The 22471-nt window shown below is 66.2% G+C and carries 19 protein-coding genes; 2 read left to right on the forward strand and 17 right to left on the reverse strand.

All coding sequences use genetic code 11. The features are described 5' to 3' along the window. Positions 1-19 precede the first annotated feature (19 nt). Positions 20-631: a cob(I)yrinic acid a,c-diamide adenosyltransferase gene (locus MKW15_RS17045; protein ID WP_240860278.1), complete on the forward strand. Its 612-nt coding sequence runs from the start codon at positions 20-22 to the stop codon at positions 629-631. A gap of 420 nt (positions 632-1051) precedes the next feature. Here the strand turns inward: MKW15_RS17045 and MKW15_RS17050 are convergent, their stop codons facing one another. The 17 genes from MKW15_RS17050 to rpmE all read right to left on the reverse strand — a co-directional run bounded on the left by MKW15_RS17050 (position 1052) and on the right by rpmE (position 16832). After that, on the reverse strand, positions 1052-1513 hold the full coding sequence (locus tag MKW15_RS17050) for a DUF2550 domain-containing protein (protein ID WP_240860280.1): 462 nt from the start codon (positions 1511-1513) through the stop codon (positions 1052-1054). A gap of 209 nt (positions 1514-1722) precedes the next feature. Further along, positions 1723-2103, reverse strand: a complete 381-nt coding sequence (locus MKW15_RS17055) for a F0F1 ATP synthase subunit epsilon (protein WP_240860282.1) — start codon at positions 2101-2103, stop codon at positions 1723-1725. 9 nt (positions 2104-2112) lie between these two features. Continuing rightward, positions 2113-3561: a F0F1 ATP synthase subunit beta gene (atpD, locus tag MKW15_RS17060; RefSeq protein WP_240860284.1), complete on the reverse strand. Its 1449-nt coding sequence runs from the start codon at positions 3559-3561 to the stop codon at positions 2113-2115. Positions 3562-3630: 69 nt separating this feature from the next. Continuing rightward, positions 3631-4560, reverse strand: a complete 930-nt coding sequence (locus MKW15_RS17065; protein WP_240860285.1) for a F0F1 ATP synthase subunit gamma — start codon at positions 4558-4560, stop codon at positions 3631-3633. Positions 4561-4620: 60 nt separating this feature from the next. Continuing rightward, positions 4621-6249 (reverse strand): F0F1 ATP synthase subunit alpha, encoded by a 1629-nt coding sequence (gene atpA / locus MKW15_RS17070; RefSeq protein WP_240860286.1) that lies wholly within the window; start codon positions 6247-6249, stop codon positions 4621-4623. Positions 6250-6375: 126 nt separating this feature from the next. Further along, the gene (locus MKW15_RS17075) at positions 6376-7722 is read right to left on the reverse strand and encodes a F0F1 ATP synthase subunit B/delta (RefSeq protein ID WP_240860287.1); all 1347 of its coding nucleotides are present in this window, start codon (positions 7720-7722) and stop codon (positions 6376-6378) included. Next, on the reverse strand, positions 7723-8226 hold the full coding sequence (locus MKW15_RS17080) for a F0F1 ATP synthase subunit B (RefSeq protein ID WP_240860288.1): 504 nt from the start codon (positions 8224-8226) through the stop codon (positions 7723-7725). A 51-nt stretch (positions 8227-8277) separates the two neighbouring features. After that, positions 8278-8532 carry a F0F1 ATP synthase subunit C gene (locus MKW15_RS17085; protein ID WP_240860289.1) on the reverse strand — a complete coding sequence of 85 codons (255 nt, stop codon included), beginning with the start codon at positions 8530-8532 and terminating at the stop codon, positions 8278-8280. Positions 8533-8628: 96 nt separating this feature from the next. Continuing rightward, a complete protein-coding gene (gene atpB / locus MKW15_RS17090; RefSeq protein ID WP_240860290.1) occupies positions 8629-9384 on the reverse strand; it encodes a F0F1 ATP synthase subunit A in 756 nt (251 codons plus the stop codon). Next, entirely contained in the window at positions 9381-9794 is a 414-nt protein-coding gene (locus MKW15_RS17095; RefSeq protein WP_240860291.1) for a hypothetical protein, read from the reverse strand. Before MKW15_RS17095 ends, atpB begins: the two co-directional genes overlap by 4 nt. A gap of 636 nt (positions 9795-10430) precedes the next feature. After that, positions 10431-11603 (reverse strand): MraY family glycosyltransferase, encoded by a 1173-nt coding sequence (locus MKW15_RS17100; protein ID WP_240860360.1) that lies wholly within the window; start codon positions 11601-11603, stop codon positions 10431-10433. 52 nt (positions 11604-11655) lie between these two features. Beyond that, positions 11656-12873, reverse strand: coding sequence for a serine hydroxymethyltransferase (locus MKW15_RS17105; protein WP_240860294.1), 1218 nt, complete (start codon positions 12871-12873; stop codon positions 11656-11658). After that, on the reverse strand, positions 12870-13529 hold the full coding sequence (locus MKW15_RS17110; RefSeq protein ID WP_240860296.1) for an L-threonylcarbamoyladenylate synthase: 660 nt from the start codon (positions 13527-13529) through the stop codon (positions 12870-12872). The genes MKW15_RS17105 and MKW15_RS17110 overlap by 4 nt, the downstream gene beginning before the upstream one ends. 50 nt (positions 13530-13579) lie before the next feature. Then, positions 13580-14422, reverse strand: coding sequence for a hypothetical protein (locus MKW15_RS17115; RefSeq protein WP_240860298.1), 843 nt, complete (start codon positions 14420-14422; stop codon positions 13580-13582). Positions 14423-14533: 111 nt separating this feature from the next. After that, complete coding sequence (prmC, locus tag MKW15_RS17120; protein ID WP_240860300.1) at positions 14534-15403, reverse strand: peptide chain release factor N(5)-glutamine methyltransferase; 870 nt, start codon at positions 15401-15403, stop codon at positions 14534-14536. Continuing rightward, on the reverse strand, positions 15400-16476 hold the full coding sequence (prfA, locus tag MKW15_RS17125) for a peptide chain release factor 1 (RefSeq protein WP_240860303.1): 1077 nt from the start codon (positions 16474-16476) through the stop codon (positions 15400-15402). Before prfA ends, prmC begins: the two co-directional genes overlap by 4 nt. Positions 16477-16604: 128 nt before the next feature. Further along, entirely contained in the window at positions 16605-16832 is a 228-nt protein-coding gene (gene rpmE / locus MKW15_RS17130) for a 50S ribosomal protein L31 (RefSeq protein ID WP_240860304.1), read from the reverse strand. 304 nt (positions 16833-17136) lie between these two features. On the opposite strand from rpmE, the gene MKW15_RS17135 reads away from it, so the two are divergent. Continuing rightward, on the forward strand, positions 17137-22470 hold the full coding sequence (locus tag MKW15_RS17135; protein ID WP_240860307.1) for a glutamate synthase-related protein: 5334 nt from the start codon (positions 17137-17139) through the stop codon (positions 22468-22470). Position 22471: the final 1 nt, after the last annotated feature.

The following is a 22471-nucleotide window of genomic DNA, read 5'->3' on the forward strand; positions in this document are numbered from 1 at the left end:
GGGCCGCTACATTCGAGTGATGGCGGTGCATCTGACGCGGATCTACACGCGGACCGGCGATGACGGCTCGACCGGCCTCAGCGACTTCTCCCGAGTTCCCAAGACCGACCCTCGGGTGGTCGCCTACGCCGACTGCGACGAGGCGAATGCCGTCATCGGCATGGCCCTCGCCGTCGGCGGACCGATCGCCGACGACGTCCGAACCGTTCTCACCACAGTGCAGAACGACCTCTTCGACGCCGGCGCCGATCTGTCGACGCCTGTCGTCGACGACCCGAAGTACCCGCCGCTACGTATCGAGCAGTCCTACATCGACGCACTGGAATCCTGGTGCGATCAGTTCGGCACGGACCTCCCCGCCCTCAACTCGTTCATCCTGCCCGGCGGCACCCCGTTGAGCGCGTTGCTGCATCAGGCGCGGACCGTCACGCGCCGCGCCGAACGATCTGCCTGGGCGGCCGTGGCCGCGAACCCGGACGACACGTCCGTGTTGCCCGCCAAATACCTGAATCGGCTGTCGGATCTGCTGTTCATCCTCGCTCGGGTGGCGAACCGGTCACCTGGACCCGACGGCGAGATCCCGGGCGATGTGTGCTGGGTGCCCGGCGGGGATCGTGACCGGCCTGAGTGACCAGTCCCGCCCCGACGGGTGCATAGGCAACACGAAAAGTAGGGGAGGAGACTTCTTCCCCTCCTTTCGGTGGGACCGCCGCCGCGAAGCCTGCGCATACCTCCAGTTCAGGAGGCCGAAGGCAGTACTCTTCGGATCCCGGGCTCAACCTCAAACGGATCAATGGGCGGCCGACCAGGTGGTTGCCATGAGTGCGCAGCGGCGGCATTCTCGTCGGCGGCGCGAACCGGCGCCGCAAAACTAGGGGAAGAAGTTCTTCCCCTACCCTTGGAGTCCTCCCCCAGAAAATTCTCGCGGACGACTATGAACCCCGGGGAAGAAGTTCTTCCCCTAGATTTTGCGGGCACGACGCGGGCTCATTTCCGCAGGTCAGCGGGTTTGATTACCGAATCTTCGGATCAGGGAGCGATTGGGAATACTTCACGCACTACGACGACGCTGCGAGCGGTCGGACTGTCGCGACTCGAGCCAGGACTGGAACGCGGTGACCGCACCCAGCGTCATCGCCATCTCGTAGGTGTCGGTGCGCGGTTCGACGGCATCGGAGCCATACGGCGTCTCGCGTACCTGGAGAACAACGAGCCCGTCCATGATGTCGCATTCGGTCCCCATCGGCTCACGCCGGCCGACGATGTCGATGCCCTGCCGACAGAACGTCACCGAGGGACCCGGCCGAAGCGAACTGAGCCGGTAATAGCGCAGTGTCTCGTCGGTGTAGTGAATGGTGCCGTGCCGCCACCCCTCGTCGACACCGGCGGGCATCTCTCGTAGAAGCACCGGGGTCCCGGCACTCCGTAGCTGTCCGAGCCGGAAGGCCAGCAGCGCACACAGCGCCACTGCGACCACGAGCAGAACGGTCAGCAGCACGGCGAGAAGCGTCACCCCCGACACCTCCTTGCGACAACTACGCGTGTTCCCCACCGATCGAACGATCTCGACCGGACTGTCTATCGGGCTGTCGACAGCGTCACGCGAACGGGCTGATGTGCACCAGCATGCCATCCGAACAAACGAATCGGCCAGCCACCCGGGGTGTCCCGGAGTGACTGGCCGATCACATCAGTTTCAGCGCGCGCAGGCGCTCACTCTCGCTACTTCGAAAGGTGTTGTGCCGCAGTCAAACGCGCATGTGCGTGGTTGTACTCCGGGGAACCGGGCTCGGCAGACTCCAACGCCTGCCGCTCGGATGCCTCGTCGACGTCGTCGGCCCAGTCGGCCGCCTCCGCGAGAATCGTGACGGATTCGCCGGTGATGGACAGGAAGCCACCCTCCACCGAAGCCGCCTTCCGAGTGCCCGACTCTTCGACGATCACCACGAAGCCACCCGGAACCAGCTGACCGAGCAGCGGCTCGTGTCCGGCGAGGACACCGAGCTCACCCACGGTCGTCTGAGCGATGACAAAAGTCGCCTCGCCCGAGTACAGCTCCTGATCGGCGGAGACCACCTCCACGTGGAAGGACTTGTCAGCCATGTCGGTTCGCTACTTTCCGGCGATCTTGGCGGCGGCGGCCTCCACGTCGTCGAGTCCACCGCAGCTGTTGAACGCCTGCTCGGGCAGGTGGTCGAACTCGCCCTTGCACACGCGGTCGAATGCCTCGATGGTGTCGTTGAGCGGCACCACCGAACCCTTCTGTCCGGTGAACTTCTCGGCGACGAGGAAGTTCTGGCCGAGGAACTTCTGGATGCGCCGTGCACGCTGCACGGTGACCTTGTCCTCTTCGGAGAGCTCGTCCATACCGAGGATGGCGATGATGTCCTGCAGTTCCTTGTACTTCTGCAAGATGCGCTTGACCTCGTTGGCGACGCGGAAGTGCTCGTCACCGACGATCGAAGCCTCCAGGATGCGCGAGGTCGACGTCAGCGGGTCCACGGCGGGGTAGATACCCAGCTGCGAGATCGGACGCGAGAGCTCGGTGGTGGCATCGAGGTGCGCGAAGGTGGTGGCCGGCGCCGGGTCGGTGTAGTCGTCGGCGGGCACGTAGATGGCCTGCAGCGAGGTGATCGAACGACCCTTGGTCGAGGTGATCCGCTCCTGGAGCTCGCCCATCTCGTCGGCCAGAGTCGGCTGGTAACCCACCGCCGACGGCATACGACCGAGGAGGGTGGAGACCTCCGAACCGGCCTGGGTGAACCGGAAGATGTTGTCGATGAACAGCAGCACGTCCTGGTGCTTCTCATCGCGGAAGTACTCCGCCATGGTCAGCGCCGACAGGGCCACGCGCATACGCGTGCCCGGCGGCTCGTCCATTTGGCCGAACACCAAGGCGGTGTCCTGGAGAACGCCCATCTCCTCCATCTCGAGGTGGAGGTCGGTGCCCTCACGGGTGCGCTCGCCGACGCCGGCGAACACCGACGTACCGGAGAACTCACGCGCGATACGGGTGATCATCTCCTGGATGAGAACGGTCTTGCCCACGCCGGCGCCGCCGAACAGCCCGATCTTGCCGCCCTTCACGTACGGGGTCAGCAGGTCGATGACCTTGATGCCGGTCTCGAGGATCTCGGTCTTGCCCTCGAGCTCGTCGAAGGGCGGCGGCTTGCGGTGGATGCTCCACTGCTCACCGTCTCGGCCGAGACCCGGCTCGTCGAGGCAGTCGCCGAGAGCGTTGAACACGTGGCCCTTGACCACGTCACCGACCGGAACGACGATCGACTTGCCGGTGTCGGACACCGCAGCGCCGCGGACCAGGCCGTCGGTCGGCTGCATCGAGATGGTGCGCACCAGGTTGTCGCCGAGGTGCTGTGCGACCTCGAGCGTGAGGGTCTTGGCCACAGCTTCGAGGGTGACCTCGGCGTGCAGCGCGTTGAACAGGTCTGGGATCGAGCCGCGCGGGAACTCGACGTCGACCACCGGGCCGATGATGCGGACGACCCGCCCGTCGGTGGAGCCCGCCGACTTCGCGGAGGGGCTTTCTACTGCTGCGGTCATGATGCTTGGGTCACTTCCTCTTCGATCGAAGTATGGTGTCGGGCCGACAAGAACGGCGACGCATGGCTGTTATGCCAGCGCGCTCGAACCGCCGACGATCTCGCTGATTTCCTGGGTGATCTGTGCCTGGCGAAGCTGGTTGGCCTCGCGCGACAACGTTTTCGACAACTCTTCTGCGTTGTCGGTTGCCGCCTTCATCGCCGTACGACGCGCTGCGGATTCCGATGCCGACGAATCGAGCAACGCCGCATAGACGCGCGTAGCCACGTACCTCGGCAGCAGCGCATCCAGGAGGTGATCCGCGCCCGGCTCGAACGAGTAGTTCCGGGACTTCTCGGTCACCTCGACATCGCTGCCCTCGTCGTGCTCGGACACCACCAGCGGAGCCACACGGCGCACCTCGGGCGACTGGGTCAGCATCGAGACGAACCGGGTGTACACCAGGTGCAACTCGTCGACGCCTTCCAGGCTGCCGTCGCCGCCCGGGCGCTCGACCTGCTCGCCCGATCCGGCGAGGAACAGGTCGACGAGGAAGTTGCTCGCCTGCGCTGCGTCCGCGTACTCCGGGGCCTGGGAGAACCCGGTCCACGAATCGGCGACCTCCGAACCACGGAAGCTGAAGAACCCGACGCCCTTCTGCCCGGTCACGAACAGCACGGGCTCCTTGCCCTCGTCCTTCAACAAGGCGACGAGCTCGCGGGTCGCACGCAGCACGTTGGCGTTGTAGCCACCACACATACCGCGGTCGCTGGTCACGACCAGCACAGCCGCCCGCTTCGGGTTCTCGCGTTCGACGAGCAGCGGGTGATCCAGCGAACCGGCGTTGCTGGCCAGCTCCGAGAGCACCGTGGTCATCTCTTTCGCGTACGGCTTGGCCGCGGCCACGCGGGCCTGTGCCTTGGTGATTCGCGACGTGGCGATCAGTTCCTGCGCCTTGGTGATCTTCTTGGTCGACTGCACCGACCGGATGCGCGAGCGCAGCTCACGAATACTGGCCATGCTCCCTCACCCCTTTCCTCTGTGCTGGGCTCATGGCCCGGCTGTCGAATGCGGTCACGATCACTTGCGGATCTTGATCTCTTCGTGCTCGACGTCCTCGGAGTCCATCGCAGATGCCTCGGCCTCGTTGACGACGCGCTGGCCGTCGTGGGTGAGGTAGCTGTTCTTGAACTTGTTGGTCTCGTCGACAAGGGCCTCGGCCTGATCGTCGGTGAGCACCTTGCCGCCGGCGATGGAGTCGTAGACGCCGGTCGCGTTGTGATGCAGGTGGCTCAGCAACTGGGTCTCGAAGTTGCGGACGTCGCTGACCGGCACCGAATCGTAGTGGCCTTCACCGCAGAGGTAGATCGACACGATCTCGTCCTCGACGGAGTACGGGCTGTACTGATCCTGCTTGAGCATCTCGACCCAGCGTGCACCGCGCTCGAGCTGCGCCTTCGACGCGTCGTCGAGGTCGGAGGCGAACGCGGAGAACGCCTCGAGCTCACGGAATTGGGCCAGCTCCAGACGCAGCGAGCCGGACACCTTCTTCAGACCCTTGGTCTGTGCGGCACCACCCACGCGCGACACCGAGGTGCCGACGTTGATGGCCGGGCGAACGCCCTTGTTGAAGAGGTCGGACTCGAGGAACACCTGGCCGTCGGTGATCGAGATGACGTTGGTCGGGATGAACGCCGACACGTCGTTGGCCTTGGTCTCGATGATCGGCAGTGCGGTCATCGAACCGCCGCCCATCTCATCGGACAGCTTGGCCGCACGCTCCAGCAGACGCGAGTGCAAGTAGAAGACGTCACCCGGGTATGCCTCGCGGCCCGGCGGGCGGCGCAGCAGCAGCGAGATCGCGCGGTAGGCCTCGGCCTGCTTGGTGAGGTCGTCGAACACGATCAGGACGTGCTTGCCCTGGTACATCCAGTGCTGTCCGATGGCCGAACCGGTGTAGGGCGCGAGCCACTTGAAACCGGCGGAATCAGACGCGGGAGCGGCGACGATGGTGGTGTACTCCATCGCTCCGGCCTCTTCGAGCGCGGTCTTGACGCCCGCGATGGTGGAACCCTTCTGACCGATGGCGACGTAGATGCAGCGGACCTGCTTGTTCTCGTCGCCCGACTCCCAGTTGGCCTTCTGGTTCAGGATCGCGTCGACGCAGACCGCGGTCTTGCCGGTCTTGCGGTCGCCGATGACGAGCTGACGCTGGCCGCGACCGATCGCGGTCATGGCGTCGATGGCCTTGATGCCGGTGGCCAGCGACTCCTCGACCGGCTGACGCTCGAGCACGGTGGCCGCCTGGAGTTCGAGAACGCGCTGCTCTTCGGCCTCGATGTCGCCGAGTCCGTCGATGGGCGCGCCGAGCGGGTCGACCACGCGGCCGAGGAACTTGTCGCCGACCGGGACGGAGAGCACCTCGCCGGTCCGGCTGACTTCCTGGCCCTCTTCGAGGTCCTCATAGTCACCGAGGATGACCGCACCGATCTCGTCCTCGTCGAGGTTGAGCGCCACGCCGAGGATGCCGCCGGGGAACTGCAGCAGCTCGTTGGCCATAGCGCTGGGCAGGCCGCTGACGTGCGCGATGCCGTCCGCGGTATCGGTGATGATGCCGACCTCGTCGCGCGACGCCTCGGCTTCGAACGACGAGACGTACTGCTCGATCGCTCCCTTAATCTCGTCTGGTGAGATCGTCAACTCCGCCATGGGTTCTCGTCTTTCCTTGTTCTGGTCCGGCTTGCGAGCCTGGGTGTGGTGGTCGTCGGGTGGTGGTTGGTGGCGCGTGAGCGCTTCGTTGTCTCGGCGCGTGAGCGCTTCGATGTCTCGGCTGTGTCAGCGCGGCAGCGTCTCGGTCGCCTTCGCGAGGCGAGTGGCGATGTCGGCGTCGATGATCTCCTCGCCAACCCCGATACGCAGGCCGCCGAGGATCTCTGGACGCACTTCGGTCTGCACCGAGATCGTCCGGCCGTAGATGCTGCCGAGCACCGTCCCGAGACGCTCGATCTGAGCATCGGACAGGGGTGCAGCGGACACGACGTGAGCCACCGACTCGCCGCGGCGGGCTGCCGCGAGTTCGGCGAGCTGCTCGACGGCGACCTCGACCGGCTGGCCGTGCAGCAGCGCGATGAGGTGCGACAGCAGGTACCAGGTGTGTTCGGTGACCTGTCCGCCGATCAGCTTCTCCAGCAAGCCATTTCGCTTGTCGGCTGGATGGGTGTGATCAGACAGCAGGGAGGCCAGCTGCGGATTGGCGTCCAGCAAGCGGCTCACGCGGAAGAGCTCGTCTTCGACCTGCTCGATCTGGCCTTCCCGCTCGGCCGCGGTGAGCACGATCAGAGCGTTCTGCCTGCGCAGCCCCGCGATGAAGTCAGTCGACGTCGACCACCGTTGTTTGGCCGCCGAGGCGACCACATCGACGACGATGGGTGCGACCTTTCCGCCGAACAGCGTCGACACCAGCTGCTCCTTGCCTGCGGGGTTGTCCTCGTCCTCGGTCAGCTTCTTGCGCAGCACCGGATTGGCGTTGAGCACGATGATGACCTGGGTCAATTCGGCGGCCGCCGCGGTGAGTGCAGGTCCGTCGAGATCCTTGCTCGCGGAATCGAACTCGTGGGAGACAACGCGCGCAGCCTCACGGCTGCCGGCCCGCATGTGATGCAGACCGATCAGTTCCGAGCTGTGTGGGACAGCCGTCTGCGTGCTCGATGCCATCGCCTCGAGCTCGGCGATCACCCGGTCGACACTCGCCGAGCGGTTGGACTCGTCGGACAGGTGCGAGCGCACCAGCTTGTCCGCGCCGTCGATGGCGGTGAGACCGAGATCGGTACGCAACTGGCGAACCAGGTTCGAACGAGTCAGCTCGACCTGAGACTTGCCGTGCTCGCTGATCCGCCGGACCTCGGAGTCGGCCTGGGCCTTGATGTCCTCCCGGATGCCCTCGGCGTCTTTCAGTGCGGACTCGTGGAGCTCCGCGGCCTCGGCCTTTGCCTCGGCCAGAGCGCGATCGTGAGCAGCCTGGGCGTCGGCGAGCCGGGCCTTCGCTTCCTCACTCTCGATCACCTGCCGGGCGATCGTTTCCTTCTGGTTGTGCACCGCGCGGCTCAGCGGCGGTCGCACATACTTCCAGAACAAGAAGACGATGACGGCGAACCCGATGAAGTTGCCAATGAGGATGTCCACCTAGTTCACCTTCTCCTTGTTGGTCGTATCGACCTCGGTGCCGAGAACTCGGCCGGCCAGCGTGGCCGACAACCGGTCGACATCCGCGTGCGCCGTGCTTGCGGCACGGTCACCCTCTGCCTTCAAGGACTCGGAGGTGGCAGCGAGAGCGGCGTCGGCCTCCTCGGTCGCGCGCCGCTTCGCCGCCGAAAGCTCCTCGTTGCCCGCTGCGCGGGCCTCGTCCCGGATGCCCGTGGCATCCCCACGGGCCTCCTTCATGGCCGCCCGGTAGTGGGTGTCCGCATCCTCGTAGCTCGCCGCAGCGCTCTTGGTGTCGTCCACGGTCTTCGCCACCCTCGCATCGCGCTCGTCGAGCACCTTGACGATCGGCGGGACCACCAGCGTGCGGATCACGATCAGCACGACGACGAAAATGAACAGACACACGAAGAACGTGCCGTTGGGGATCAAGAAGTTCGGCGGCTTCTCCCCTTCTTCGGCGGCTGCGGCGAGATACAGCATCATGTTTGCGTTTCCCCTATCGGAACAGCGTCAGGTCGATGTCGGGCGAAGCGCTTACTGCTCGGCCGAGATCGGGGTGGCGAACACGAACAGCGCCATGAACGCGAGGTTGATGAAGTAGGCGGCCTCGACCAGACCCACGGTGATGAAGAACGGGGTGAACAGACGACCCTGAGCTTCGGGCTGACGAGCGATACCCGCGATCAGCTGGGCGCCGGCCAGACCGTCACCGATACCGGCACCGATCGCGCCGCCGGCCATGATCAGACCGCCGCCGATCAGGGCGCCCATACCAATTGTTGGATCCATTTCTGAACTTTCCTTTCGGGTGGAACTGACAATCTCGGTTGTCAGGTCTTGGGTCCCGGTTGGCGGCGCCGCCCGGGGTCGAGCAGGGTAGATGGTCTAGTGATGGTCTTCGTCGAGCTCCATGGCCTGGCTGAAGTACAGGATCGTCAGCAGGGCGAAGATGAACGCCTGGATCAGACCCACGAACAGGTCGAAGGATTTCCACAGGGCGTTGGGCGCCCAGAGGATGTAGGCCGGGAACAGCGCGATCAGGGCGACCATGATGCCGCCGGCGAAGATGTTGCCGAAAAGACGGAGGGAGAGCGAGACGGGCTTGGCGATCTCTTCGATGATGTTGATCGCTGCCAGCGCGGGCACGTGGCCCTTGACCAGCTTGCCCAGGTGGCCGAAGACGCCGCGACGCCGCATGCCGGCCCCGTGGTACCAGACGAAGACGAACAGCGCCATCGCGTAGACGAAGTTCACGTCGCTGGCCGCGGGCTTGAGCAGTTCGTGCACCTCGCCGTTGGACGATGCGTACTGGACCGGCAGGATCGAGAGCCAGTTCGCGACGAGAATATAGGTGAACAGGGTGACCGCGAGGGGGAGGACGAAGCCGGCGATCTTCATGCCGATGGCGCTCTCGATCTGCCCGCGCATCTGCACGGTCACGACCTCGAAATAGAGCTGCACCGTGTTCGGCTTGCTGGATGTCACCTTCGCCTTGACGTAGAAGGCCATGGCGATCACGATCACCGCTGCGATCGCCGACGAGAGGATCGTGTCGGTGTTGAAGGTCATCCCACCGATCGTGACCGTCTCGTGCACGCCGACGTGGATGGCCGCCTCGGCCAAGTAGGTCGTATCCGTCATAGCTGCTTGCGCAGTCCTTTCATCACCGGAATCACCGCGTTGAGAACCAGGATCACCTGGCCGATCGCGAGCCCGAACATGACGCCCAACCCATCGGGCCGGACCAGGAAAGCCGCCACGAGCGCGAGCACCGTGATGGCGCCGAGCCGGGCAGCGGAATTGAGTGCCAACGATTTCTTGTGCGGATCCGGTGCGGCCGCCACCGTCTCGACGACCTGGCGCACCATCGCCGCATTGACAAAGATCCCGACCATGCCGAGGACGAAGAACGCCCCGAACACCGGGTGGCCGAGGTAGGTCGCAAGACCGATGACGATGCCGCTCACCACGACCGCGATCGCACCGGGCCGGCGGAGGCCGGTCGGAGCCTGCGGATAAACGGGGGCCGAGTCAGGTGCAGAAGTCGTCATGCGCCTCTCCTCAGCTCTCTCACCTCGCGCCGGATGGGCACGAAGCACCGCGCGTGCGTTCGGCGACCAGGTCGCCGGGCGTAAGCTCACGTTCGGGTGTGACCCTACCAACATGGATCGGGCGTGCTCATCGCGGGGTATGCCGCCATGGGACATACTGTCCGCCCGGTTGGGTGACGCCTGACCGAATGATCGGTCTCATCACCTACTACAGGGGATAGTACACGATTCTTTACTGTCCCCTTACCACCCCGGGCCTCGACATCGACCAACGCGATCGTAGAGCCGGGAACGAAGCGTCCCGGCCGCCAGCCAGGTGTGACGAGCGCAAGCAACCACGTTGGAAAGCTGGACTCCCCACCCCGATGAAGTAGACTGTGCCCACTTCATCGGCCTCCCGCGTACAGATTTCCAGCCCAACGGGCCCGGCCACCGGACTCTGCGGATCGGCGACTCACCCGCCACAAGAAGTAGGGGATGAAACTCCTTCTCCTACCCTTGGAGTCCTCCCCCAGAAAATTCTCGCGGACGACTACGAACCTCGGGGAAGGAACTCTTCCCCTGGTTTTGGTGGGACGACCGTGGCGGGACCGCCGAGTTCCCCAGGTCAGAGGAATGCTCACCGAACGCTTCGGGTCAACGAAAGGCGCGCGTCGCGGTCCGCAGCTCGGCATAGCGGCGATGCAGACGCGGCGCCATCGTCACCAGCATCGCAATCACGAGACCGCCCGCGAACACCGGTGCGACGACCGACAGCGGGAAAATGGTGCTCGCCGCGACCGAGAATGCGAGCACCCCGACCCACAAGTAGATGATCAACGCCACTCGGCGTTGCGAATGGCCCAACTCGAGCAGTCGGTGGTGCAGATGCATCTTGTCCGGCGTGTAGAAGCCGACCCCGGCGCGCGTTCGTCGGATGACCGCCATCAGCATGTCGAGCATCGGCACGAAGACCACGGCCGCCACCAGCAGCAACGGCGACAACAAGGTGAACACGTCCGCCGGGCCGTAGGCGTTCACTGCGATACGGCCAGACGCGCTCGTGGACGCCGCAGCCAGCATGAGACCAATCAGCATCGCCCCCGAATCCCCCATGAAGATCCGGGCGGGCGAGAAGTTGTGCGGCAAGAAGCCCAGGCATGCGCCGGCCAGAACGGCCGAGATCAGCGCGGGCGGGTAGTAACTGACGTCGCCGCCCTGATCACGCAGCAGCCCCAGCGAGAACATGCAGATGGCCGACGCTGCGATCAGCCCGAGCCCGGCCGCTAGTCCGTCGAGCCCGTCGATGAAGTTCACCGCGTTGATGGTCGCGACCGTGATGATCACTGTCAGCAGTCCCGACTGCAGCGGATCCAGCACGAGCGTGCCGATATCGCCGAACGGTACGGGCACCTGCAGCCAGCTGATCTTCATCAGGACCATCACCCCGGCCGCCGTCACCTGGCCGACGAACTTGGTCAAGGCATCCAGACCCCAGCGATCGTCGACCGCACCGACCAACACGATGACTGCTCCGGCGGCGATCACCGCACTCATGTCGGTCGTGTACGCGAACCCGCGGTTCAGCGCGGGCAGGTTGGCCGCCAGCGCGATCGCCGCGACCACCCCGGCGAACATGCCCAGACCACCGAGGCGCGGGGTCGGGATGACGTGCACATCCCGCACACGCGGTACCGCGACCGCGCCTGCGCGGATGGCGAACACTCGCACCGCCGAGGTCACGAGATAGGTGATCGCGGCCGCCGTCAGACCGACCAGCAAGAGCTCGCGAAATGGGACGCCGACGCCGCCGCCGGCCGCCCAGATCATCACGTGGGGGTCGGCGCCGGACGGGCTCAGCGGTGGCGGCACGCGCACAACGCTACCCGGCCGGCAGTTCGGAGATCCGGTCGCGGATACGCGCCTGCGCCGGGTCGTCGGCAGCGACGCTCAACGCCTCATCGATCCAGGTCGCGAGCATGCTCATGTCGGCGGCTCCCAGGCCGGCAGACGTGGCGCACGCCGTCCCGATCCGGAAGGCGGATCCGAGTGCCACCGGCTGCGTGTCGAATGGGAGGACCGCCTTGTCGACGACGATTCCGGCTGCCGCCAGCCGACGCTGCGCCTCGACGCCGGTGAGGCCGCGGGCCGATACGTCGACCACGGCGAGGTGGGTGTCGGTCCCGCCCGACACGATCCGCAGACCCCGACCGACCAACGCGTCGGCAAGCGCGGTCGCGTTGGCAACCGCGGTCCGTGCGTATGCGGCAAACTCGTCGGTGGCCGATTCCGCGAACGCGACGGCCTTGGCAGCGATCGAGTTCATCGCCGGCCCACCCTGAACAAACGGGTACACCGCCTTGTCCAGCACGTTTCGGTGACGCTCGGGCGCGACCACCAGACCTCCGCGCGGACCTCGGATCACCTTGTTCGTCGACACCGTGACGACGTCCGCGAACGGCACCGGCGACGGTGCGACTCCCGCGGCCACCAGACCGGCGAGGTGGGCGGCATCCACCCACAGCACGCATTCGGCCTCGTCGGCGATCTGACGCAGGATGGCGAAATCGATCAGCCGCGAGTAGGAGGCCGCCCCCGCGACGAGGATGCGGGGCCGGTGGACCAACGCGAGGTCGCGCACCTCGTCGTAGTCGATACATTCATCGCTCTTGCGCACCCCGTAGTGCAGCGGGGTGAACCATCGGCCGGAGAAGTTCGCCCGGGAACCATGCGTGAGGTGACCGCCCTGGTCGAGACGCAGCGCCAGCACGGGATCGCCGGGCTGGGCGAAGGCGGCGTACACCGCCAGGCTCGCCGCACTGCCCGACGCGGGTTGGACGTTGGCGTATTCGGCACCGAACAGGGTGCGGGCCCGCTCGATGGCCAGGCTTTCGACCTCGTCGACGACTTCGCAACCACCGTGATACCGCCCTCCCGGGTAGCCCTCGGCGTATTTCGCGTCGAACACCGAGCCCATGGCGGCCCGGACCGCCGGAGTGGGTTCGGTCTCGCTGGCGATCAGCTGTATCGACGTCGAACGGCGCTCCCGCTCGCGTGCGACGAGATCGTCGACGGCGGCGTCCCCGGTGACGCCGGTCATCGCTGCTCCAGCAGTGACTCCGGGTCAACGTCGAGCACGTCGGCAACGTCGGCCACCGATACCGCCCCCACCCGCAGAACCCGGGGGTTCGGCCCGCTGACATCGACGATGGTCGACGCCTGCGCGGCCGGTGAGGGTCCGCCGTCGAGGTAGACCGACACCTCTTCGCCGAGTTGGGTCCGGGCCTGCTCGGCCGTGGTGGCCGGCGGCTGACCGGACACATTCGCACTCGACACCGCCATCGGACCGACCTCGCGCAAGACCTCGATGGCCACCGGATGCAGTGGCATCCGCAGCATCACCGTGCCCGCCGTGTCGCCGAGATCCCACGCCAGCGACGGCGCCTGCTCGACGACCAGACTCAGCCCACCCGGCCAGAACGCCTCGACGAGGTCGCGGGCGGCCTGTGACACCGACAGCACCAGGCCGTCGATGGTGTGCCAGGAACCGACCAGGACCGGCACCGGCATGTCACGGCCACGGTGCTTGGCGGCCAACAACTGCGCCACCGCATCGGCATCGAAGGCATCGCAACCGAGTCCGTAAAGCGTGTCGGTCGGCATCACGACCAGCCGGCCCGCCTTGGCCGCCCCCACGGCGGCACGGATACCCGCGCTGCGACTCTCCGGATCGTTGCAGTCGAAAACAATGCTCACCCGTTCATCCTCGCATGCACGGGTTGCGCGACAACGCAGCCGACGCTTCGTCAGTCGATCACGGCGAGCCGATAGGGGGTGGTGGTCGACACCTTGATCAGCCCCGACCGTTCCAGGATCGGTCGTGAGTATTCAGTGGAGTCGGACTGGATCAGCGTCTTTCCTTGCTCGAGGGCTGCACCCGCTCGGGCCGCGGTGAGCGCCCGGTAGATGCCTCGATGCCGCCACTCGGGAACCACTGCACCGCCCCAGATTCCGGCGAAGTCGGTGCCGGAGACGGGTTCGAGCCGTCCCGACCCGACGATGTGCTGAGCCACGTTGTCCGACGTCACGTAGTCAATGTCGGCTTCGGCGACCCAGACCTGCCGGCCGGTCCCGTCGTGCAGGCGCGCCAACTCCTGCTGCACACTCGCTTCCGAGGGCTCGCCTCGTGCGCCGAACACGCTGTCGACCATCGCCCTGGTTGCTCGAACGTCTGCCGCCGAGGTGATGCGCCGGAGGGTGACACCCGAGGGTGCGGTGTCCTCGGCGAGCAGCAACTCGGGGCGCCCGATCATGATCGATTCCGTGCCCCCATCCCGGAATCCGTTGTGCAGCAGACTCTTGTACAACCCCGGCATGATGTCGTGGCCACGCGTCTTCCACTCCACCGAGGTCAGTCCGGGCACCGCCCGGAAGTAGTCGACGGCGGAGCACACGAGCGCGGCGAGCTCGTCGTGGGTCGTCGTGAAGGGTCGATAGGTCACCAACCCCCGACCGCCCGCGAGAGTGATCAGGTACAGCGGACCGCACCTCTCGACGTCGGTCGCCGACGACGCCTCGGCATCTCCTCTCAATTGTTCGTCGTAGGCCGCGAGGAAGGTGTCGATGTCTTCTGCGTGATTCGTTGTCATATGCCGCCAAGCGTAGTGACGTGTGGTCACGGGTCAACCGAATTCCCGCACCCCCCAAACTCGTTGACCGTGCGTCGAAAACCGTTGACCGTGCACGGAAAGCGCCGCCGGTTACCCCGCGGCGCGTGTCGCGGAGACGAACCGCGGCCGGCCGGCGAGGTCCTGGTGGGCGACGATCGAATCGAAGACTCCCGCATCGCCGAGTACCTCGACGACGCAGCCGGCAGTGGTGTCGTCGTGCTCGATGGCAACCCGGCCACCGGGCCGGAGCGCCCGCCCGATCACCTCGACCATGGGGATGATCACCGACATCCCGTCGGCCCCACCGAAGACGGCGCGAGCCGGATCATGGGCGACCTCGGCACTGACCTGGGCATCGGCCGGCACGTACGGCGGGTTGCTGACGATCACGTCACACGATCCATCCGGCAGCACGTCGTGCATCGCGACGGCATCGGTGACATCGGCCGCGCAGACGCGGACGCGTTCGCCCAGACCCTGTTCGACGACGTTGCGCTGCAACCACTTCAACGCTTCGGTGTCCTCCTCTACCGCAGCGACCTCCGCTCGCGGCACCATCGTCGCGATGCCGAGTGCCAGGGCGCCACTCCCGCTGCAGAGGTCGACAACTCCGACGGGGCGCGATCCGTCGACGGACGACGCCGCGTCGACCGCCCATTCAAGAATGAGTTCGGTCTCGGGCCGCGGAATGAACACCCCCGGCCCGACGGCAAGCTCGAGGGGACCGAAGCCGACCCGACCGATGATGTGCTGCAACGGTTCCCGCGTCGCACGTCGCGCGACCGCAGCCCGAAAGGCTGTGCGCTGCGCGTCGTCGATGCCGTCGACGAGCAGCAGTCGGCCGATCTCGATGCCGAGAACATCCGCCATCAGCCGGTCGGCGTCGACGCGTGCGGTGTCGATCCCGGCATCGGCCAACAACGTGGTGGCCGTGGCGATCTCGGCAGAGACCGCGGTCACTGCGCCTCGAGTCTCGCCTGACGGTCGGCCGCGACAAGTGCGTCGAGCAGCGCATCCATGTCGCCGCCCAGCACAGCGTCGAGATTGTTGGCCTTGTAGCCGATGCGGTGGTCGGTGATGCGGTTCTCCGGGAAGTTGTAGGTTCGGATGCGCTCGGAGCGGTCGACCGTGCGGATCTGCGCCGCTCGATCCTGGGCCGCGGCGGCCTGCGCCTGTTCCTCGGCCGCCGACTGCAGCCGCGCGGCGAGAACCTGCAATGCGCGAGCCTTGTTCTGCAACTGGGAGCGCTCGTTCTGGCACGTCACCACGATTCCCGTGGGCAGGTGGGTGATTCGAACCGCCGAGTCCGTGGTGTTGACGCCCTGACCACCCTTGCCGGACGACCGGTAGACGTCGATGCGCAGTTCGGTCTCGTCGATGACGACGTCTTCGACCTCTTCGGGCTCGGGATAGATGAGCACCCCGGCCGCGGACGTGTGAATCCGGCCTTGCGACTCGGTCACCGGCACGCGCTGCACCCGATGAACTCCGCCCTCGAACTTCAGACGCGACCAGACGCCGTCGCGGACCGCTTCCTTGGACTTGATGGACAGCGTCGCTTCCTTGTAGCCCCCGAGGTCGGACTCGGTGACGCCGAGTACCTGCGCCTTCCATCCGTTGCGTTCGCAGTACTTGAGGTACATCCGGGCGAGGTCCGCGGCGAACAGCGCCGACTCTTCGCCACCGGCTCCCGACTTGATCTCGAGAACGACGTCGTCGGCGTCGTGCGGATCGCGGGGAGCGAGCAGATCGGTGAGCGTCGCATCCAGCTCGGCCACGGTGGCCTCGAGTGCCGGGATCTCCTCGGCGAAGGCCGGGTCGTCGGCGGCCAGCTCACGGGCCGCGTCGAGATCGTCGCGGGCGGCCTGCAGTTTGGCATGCGTTGCCATCACCGGCGCGAGCTCGGCGAACCGCTTGCCGACGCGGCGCGCGGCGCCGGGGTCGTCGTGCAGGGACGGATCGGACAGCTGACGTTCGAGACCCGCGTGCTCGGCGAGGATGTCATCGATCGCCGACGGACTCTGCGTACTCACTGCTCACTCACCTCTGCCGATACTCACCCGAACAACCCCGTACCCCGACGATCCCCCTTCAGACGCCAACGACGCCCTACCCGGATGGACCGGGTGGGCGTCGTCACGGGAGTTACTGCGACACCGGACTACTTGGCTTCTGCGTTCTTGGTGCGCTTGCCGTAGCGCTTCTCGAACTTCGCGACACGGCCGCCGGTGTCGAGGATCTTCTGCTTGCCGGTGTAGAACGGATGGCACTGCGAGCAGACTTCGACGTTGATACGTCCGTTGGCAGCGGTGCTGCGGGTCTCGAAGGTGTTGCCGCAGCCGCAGACGACGGTGGTCGTCGCGTACTCGGGGTGAATGCCCTGCTTCATGGTGGTTGTCCCTTTCTGTGGTCGCCGGGTCACCGTCGCACTTCGACGGTGTGAACCGGAACCGGACTCGACCGACCAGTATGCCACGCGCAATCGCTTCCGAAGAAATCGCGCTTGTACCGGGGTCACTCGGCTCAACAGGGGCGACGTTGGATTCATTCCCGGGATTCGACCACGCATTAGGTAGGGCTTATCTTGGTAAGCCTTAGCTAAGTTATAGTTCTCCCCGGCGTCGCTTCATCGTCGCAGCGACGTCACCTGCCCTCCCCTGATCACCACGATCACTGCCGAGAACAGAGGATGAATGCGGTCTGAAATCCCCTCACAGCATCTGTTGTGGGATCCAAGCGACGAAAAGAGCAGCTGCGGGGTCGGCTTCATCGCCCGCAAGGACGGCGTCCAGCGCCACGAGGTGATCGAGAAGGCGGCCGAGGCGTTGTGCTCGGTGCCGCACCGCGGCGGCATGTCCTCCGAGGGCGTCGGCGACGGCGGTGGCGTGTCCATGGACCTCTCGCTGCGCTTCTTCCGGAAGGTGACCGGTCGACGAAAGCTCGCCCTCGGCCAGTTCTGTGTGGGCAACTTCTTCCTGCCCGACACCGCCGCCGGTGCCACCAAGGCGACGGCCCTCATCGAGCGGACCATGACCGATCGCGGCTTCACCGTGCTCACCGTGCGCGACGTGCCCGTGGACAACGGCGTCCTGCGGCCCGCGGCGGTGGCCCATCAGCTGCCGATCCGCCAGTGGGTGTTCGCCGCACCGGACCCGTGTCCCGAACCCGCCGACCTCGACCAACTCGTCCAGCAGGCGCTGTTGCACATCGAGTCCATCGGCTACACCCATCCCGCCTTGGCCGGGTTGTATCCGCTGTCCCTCTCGGCGCGGACCCAGGTACTCAAGGGACGCCTCTCCTCCCCAGAGGTGATCGGCTACTTCACCGACCTCCTCGACCCCGACCATGCGGTCCACACGCTGTACTTCCACACACGCTTCTCGACCAACACCGACCCGCATCCCACGATGGCCCAACCGTTTCGCTACCTCGCGCACAACGGTGAGCTCAACACCGACAAGAAGAATCGCATCGCCCAGGTGACCGCCGCCGCAGCGCAGCGACGCACCATCGTGCGACCACCCGGCCAGTCCGACAGCTCACGCCTCGACCAGACCGTCGCCGCACGGGTAACCGAAGACCAGGTCGATCTCGTCACCGCGGTCGTGTCGATGATGCCGCCGGCCTGGGAGAACGACAGCTCGCTCTCTCCGCAGGTGCGCGCCATGTTCGAGTACTTCTCCCTCTACGAGGAGAAGAACGACGGCCCGGCGGCCGTGGTGTTCGGCGACGGTTCGGTGATCGGCGCCCGCCTCGATCGACTTGGCCTGCGGCCCCTGCGCACGCTGGAGACCTCCGAGTATCTGTGCGCGTTCTCCGAGGCCGGTCAGATCTCGGTGCCGCCGGAGTCGGTGATCTCGCGCGGCCGGGTGTCCGCCGGCGGGATGATCTACTACGACCACCGCGACCATCGCACCTACACCACCGACGAGGCGTACGAAAAGCTCGCCGCAGCAAAGGATTACCCAGCACTGCTGGCGGCCGCCAAGGTCGATCTCGCCGCGCTCGACGTGGCCGTCGCCGCCACCGACGGTCACGACGAGGAACTGACCGACCATCAGCGATTCGCCGCGTACTACCTGGATCAGGAGAGCTTCCGCTACTTCATGGATCCGATGCTCGACACCGGCGCCGAGCGCGTTTCGGCGATGGGTTTCGGCAATGCAATCAACGCATTCACCAACATCGAGGCCAACGTCGCCCGCTTCTTCTCACAGCGATTCGCCCAGGTCACCAATCCACCCCTGGACAGCATTCGCGAGGCCGACGGCATGTCGCTGCGCATTGCCCTCGGTACCCGTCCGCGGCTGGGCAAGCGCTCCGGGAAGTCTCGCCAGATCGTGCTCGGCACACCGATTCTGACGGCGACCGATCTCGCGACCCTGTACGGACAGAACGAGGCACCGATCGAACGGTTCGACGCGACGTACGCGTTGCGAGCCGGAGACGACGACGCTCACACCGCCCTCGTGCAGGCGGTCGACGGGCTCGGCGACGAGGTGGTCTCCTTCGCCAAGCAGCAGGGCGGCATTGCCGTCCTCAGTGACCGGAGTATCGGCCGCGACCGTGCTGCTCTACCGATGATCTTCCTGGTGTCGGCCATCAACCAACGGCTGATCTCCGAGGGACTGCGCCTGCGCGTCTCCCTGGTCGTCGACAGCGGCCAGATCGAGTCATCGCACCATCTCGCGGCGGTGCTCGGCTTCGGTGCGGCTGCGGTGCACCCGCATTCGGTCGCGCGACGTGCCCGGGAGCTCGCGCCGGACGAACCGGACGCAGCGTTCGCGCGGTGGGCCAAGGCCGCCGAGAAGTCACTCATGAAGACGATGGGCCGCGTCGGTCTGTGCACCGCGGAGAGCTACATCGGCGGCGAATTCTTCGAACCGAACTTCCTCGACACCGCCGACGACAACCTGCGCCGGTGGTTCCCGAACCTGCCGTCGCCGGTCGGCGGGGTCGGGCTTGCTCCGATCGCCGAGGCGCTCGGAGCGGCGCATCGCGCGGCGATGAGCGACGAACCCCCGCGCACCGACAAGGATCTGCCACTCCTCGGGCTGTTCAAGGAGCGCGCCGACGGCGCCGGACATTCGTTCGGTACCACCGCCGTCCGCAAGTACGAGGAACTCACGGCCGAGAAGATCAGCTTCGCCACCGCAGGAAGGGAGTCGGAGGCGGCGCGCACGGTGGGCGCCGGGGACGCGGTGCGACTGCTCACCGTGGGCAAACTCGGCGACGCCTTCGGGCTCGACGCGGGTGCGTACGTCGACAGCAGCTTCGACCGCTTGTCCGACCACGACATCGACACCTTCGAGATCACCGCGGCGTACCGCTCGTTCTCCACCGAACTCGCCTCGACACGCACGCAGCGGCCCAGCGCCCTGCGCGACGTCCTCGCACTCCAAGCCAACGACCACCGCGCCGGAGACAACCATGCCGGAGACAACCGGGTGGCGCCCATCGCACTCACCGAAGTTCAACCCGCACATGAGATCACGGCAACGTTCGCGTCCGGGGCGATGAGCCACGGCGCGCTGGTCGCGCCCGCACACGAAGCCGTCGCACACGGTACCAACATGGTGGGCGGCCTCTCCAACAGTGGCGAGGGTGGCGAACATCTGTCCCGGTACAACACCATTCGCGCCTCGCGCATCAAGCAGTTCGCCTCGGGACGGTTCGGCATCTGGGCCGGCTACCTGGCCGACCCGATGCTCACCGAGCTGGAGATCAAGATCGGCCAGGGCGCCAAACCGGGTGAGGGAGGTCAACTTCCGGCACCCAAGGTCACGGTCGAGATCGCCGCGGCGCGTGGCGGCACCCCCGGCGTCGAACTCGTCTCACCGCCCCCGCACCACGACACCTATTCGATCGAGGACCTCGCGCAGCTCATCCACGACTGCAAGGCAGCGCGCGTGCGAGTCATCGTCAAACTCGTCTCGTCGGAGGGCATCGGCACCATCGCCGTCGGTGTGGCCAAGGCAGGTGCCGACGTGATCAACGTGGCCGGCAACACCGGCGGCACCGGCGCGGCATCCGTGTCGAGCCTTCGCTACGCCGGCCGGGCCGCCGAGATCGGTCTCGCCGAAGTCCATCAGGCCTTGTGCGCCAACGGACTTCGACAGAAGGTCGTGTTGCGGACCTCCGGCGCGCACCAGACCGGGCAGGATGTGGTCACCTCGGCGCTACTCGGTGCCGACAGTTTCGAGTTCGGCACCGCCGCCCTGATGATGGTGGGCTGCGTGATGGCGAAGAACTGCAACATCAAGTGTCCGGCCGGACTCACCACCAATCCCGAGGTCTTCGAGGGAGATCCGCGGTCGATGGCTCAGTACCTGCTCAACATCGCCCACGAGGTACGCGAGATCCTGGCGTCGATCGGCGTGCCCTCGCTGCGCGCCGCCCGCGGTCGCACGGATCTGCTGCACCTGGCACAGGACGCGCACCTGGTCGGCACCCTGCGCCTGTCCGCACTGCTGGCTCGCGTCGACATGCCCGAGATCGTCGATCCTGTTTATCTCGAACGGGACTACGCCATCGACGACGCCCTTGTCGAACAGGTCCACGCGCACCTCATCGACGCGGGAGCCGACACCGTCACCACCGACCCCGTGTGCCTGGGCAATCGGAACAAGAGTGTCGGCGCGCAGCTGGCCATCGACATCGAACGACTGGTCAACTACCGCATCGACGCCCAAACGGCTTCCGTGCTGCCCGCAGTCCACTCCGACGATCGAGGACGGCGCTACCTGGCGCCCGACTCGGTGCAGGTCACGACCACCGGATCCGCCGGTCTCTCCTACGCGGCCTTCTGCAACGACGGCATGCGGATGACGCATATCGGCACTTGCAACGACGGTGTCGGCAAGTCGATGTCGGGCGGCGTCGTCGTCGTCCGCTCCCCCGGCGGCGGGTCACCTGCGGTCGGCGGCAACGTCCTGGTCGGCAACTTCGCACTGTTCGGCGCCACCGGCGGACGCTTGTTCGTCGAAGGCGAGGCAGGCGACCGGTTCGCCGTCCGCAACTCGGGTACCACTGCGGTGGTCGAGGGACTCGGCGAGTTCGGTTGCGAGTACATGACCAACGGTGCGGTACTGAATCTCGGCGGCTACGGCAAGGGCCTGGCGAACGGGATGAGTGGCGGATTCCTCTACCAGTACGACCCCGCCTGCGAACTCGAGAGCCGGATCAGTTCGGACTCGGTCGTCATCGGTGCCATCACCGGTGTCGACGACCCGCTGGCGCCCATCCATCACCTCGCCGTGCACACCATGCTGCAGATGCATGCGGAGGCAACGGGGTCGGCGTTGGCCACCCGTCTGCTGGAGAACTGGGAGACCGAACGCCACTACATCTCCTACGCGATGCCCCGCGCGCTGCTCTCCTACCAGGACAGCGACGTGCTGATGGCCACCCTCTCGCACCGCGAGTTGCTCGACGAGTTGTCGTCGGCGATCGCGGCCGATCAGGTCCGCAAACTGAAGATCAGCATGCGGACCCAGCGTCCGGTCGCCGGCGGCGCGCTCCCGGAGTACGGCCAGACCGACAACGACGACATGTACCGACTCCTCAACGCGTTCACCGTCTTCGAACTCGCCCGCGAGTTGGCCGCCGGCCGCCTCGCGCGCGGTCGCAGCACCGTGGCCACCGGTACCGAGGCCACCGAACAGGTCATCGCCCGCGCTGCGCGCAACCTGGTGCTCACCGAGGACTTCGATCTCATCGGCCGGGTCGCGAAGTACGCCCGCACCATCCTGTCCGGGTACGACGCCGAGCAGGTCGCGGCGCTGATCGCCGCCAAGCGCGTCGACGACTACAAGCAGGCACTTGCGCTGCGCAACGTGCGGTCGATGGACGCACCAGCAACCTATGGGTGGATTCTGCTGCAGGACAGCAAGAATCGCGAGAAGCTCGCCGGGCTGCCGAGCTTCGACGAGTTGTTCGCCACCCAGGCGATGCCCGACATCGCCGACCTGCTGCGTATCGCGGCACCAGAGTTCGGTTCCTCCTCCACAGAAACCAAGGCCGGGTGAC

The organism is Gordonia gummivorans, assembly GCF_022513585.1.
GTDB lineage: Bacteria > Actinomycetota > Actinomycetes > Mycobacteriales > Mycobacteriaceae > Gordonia.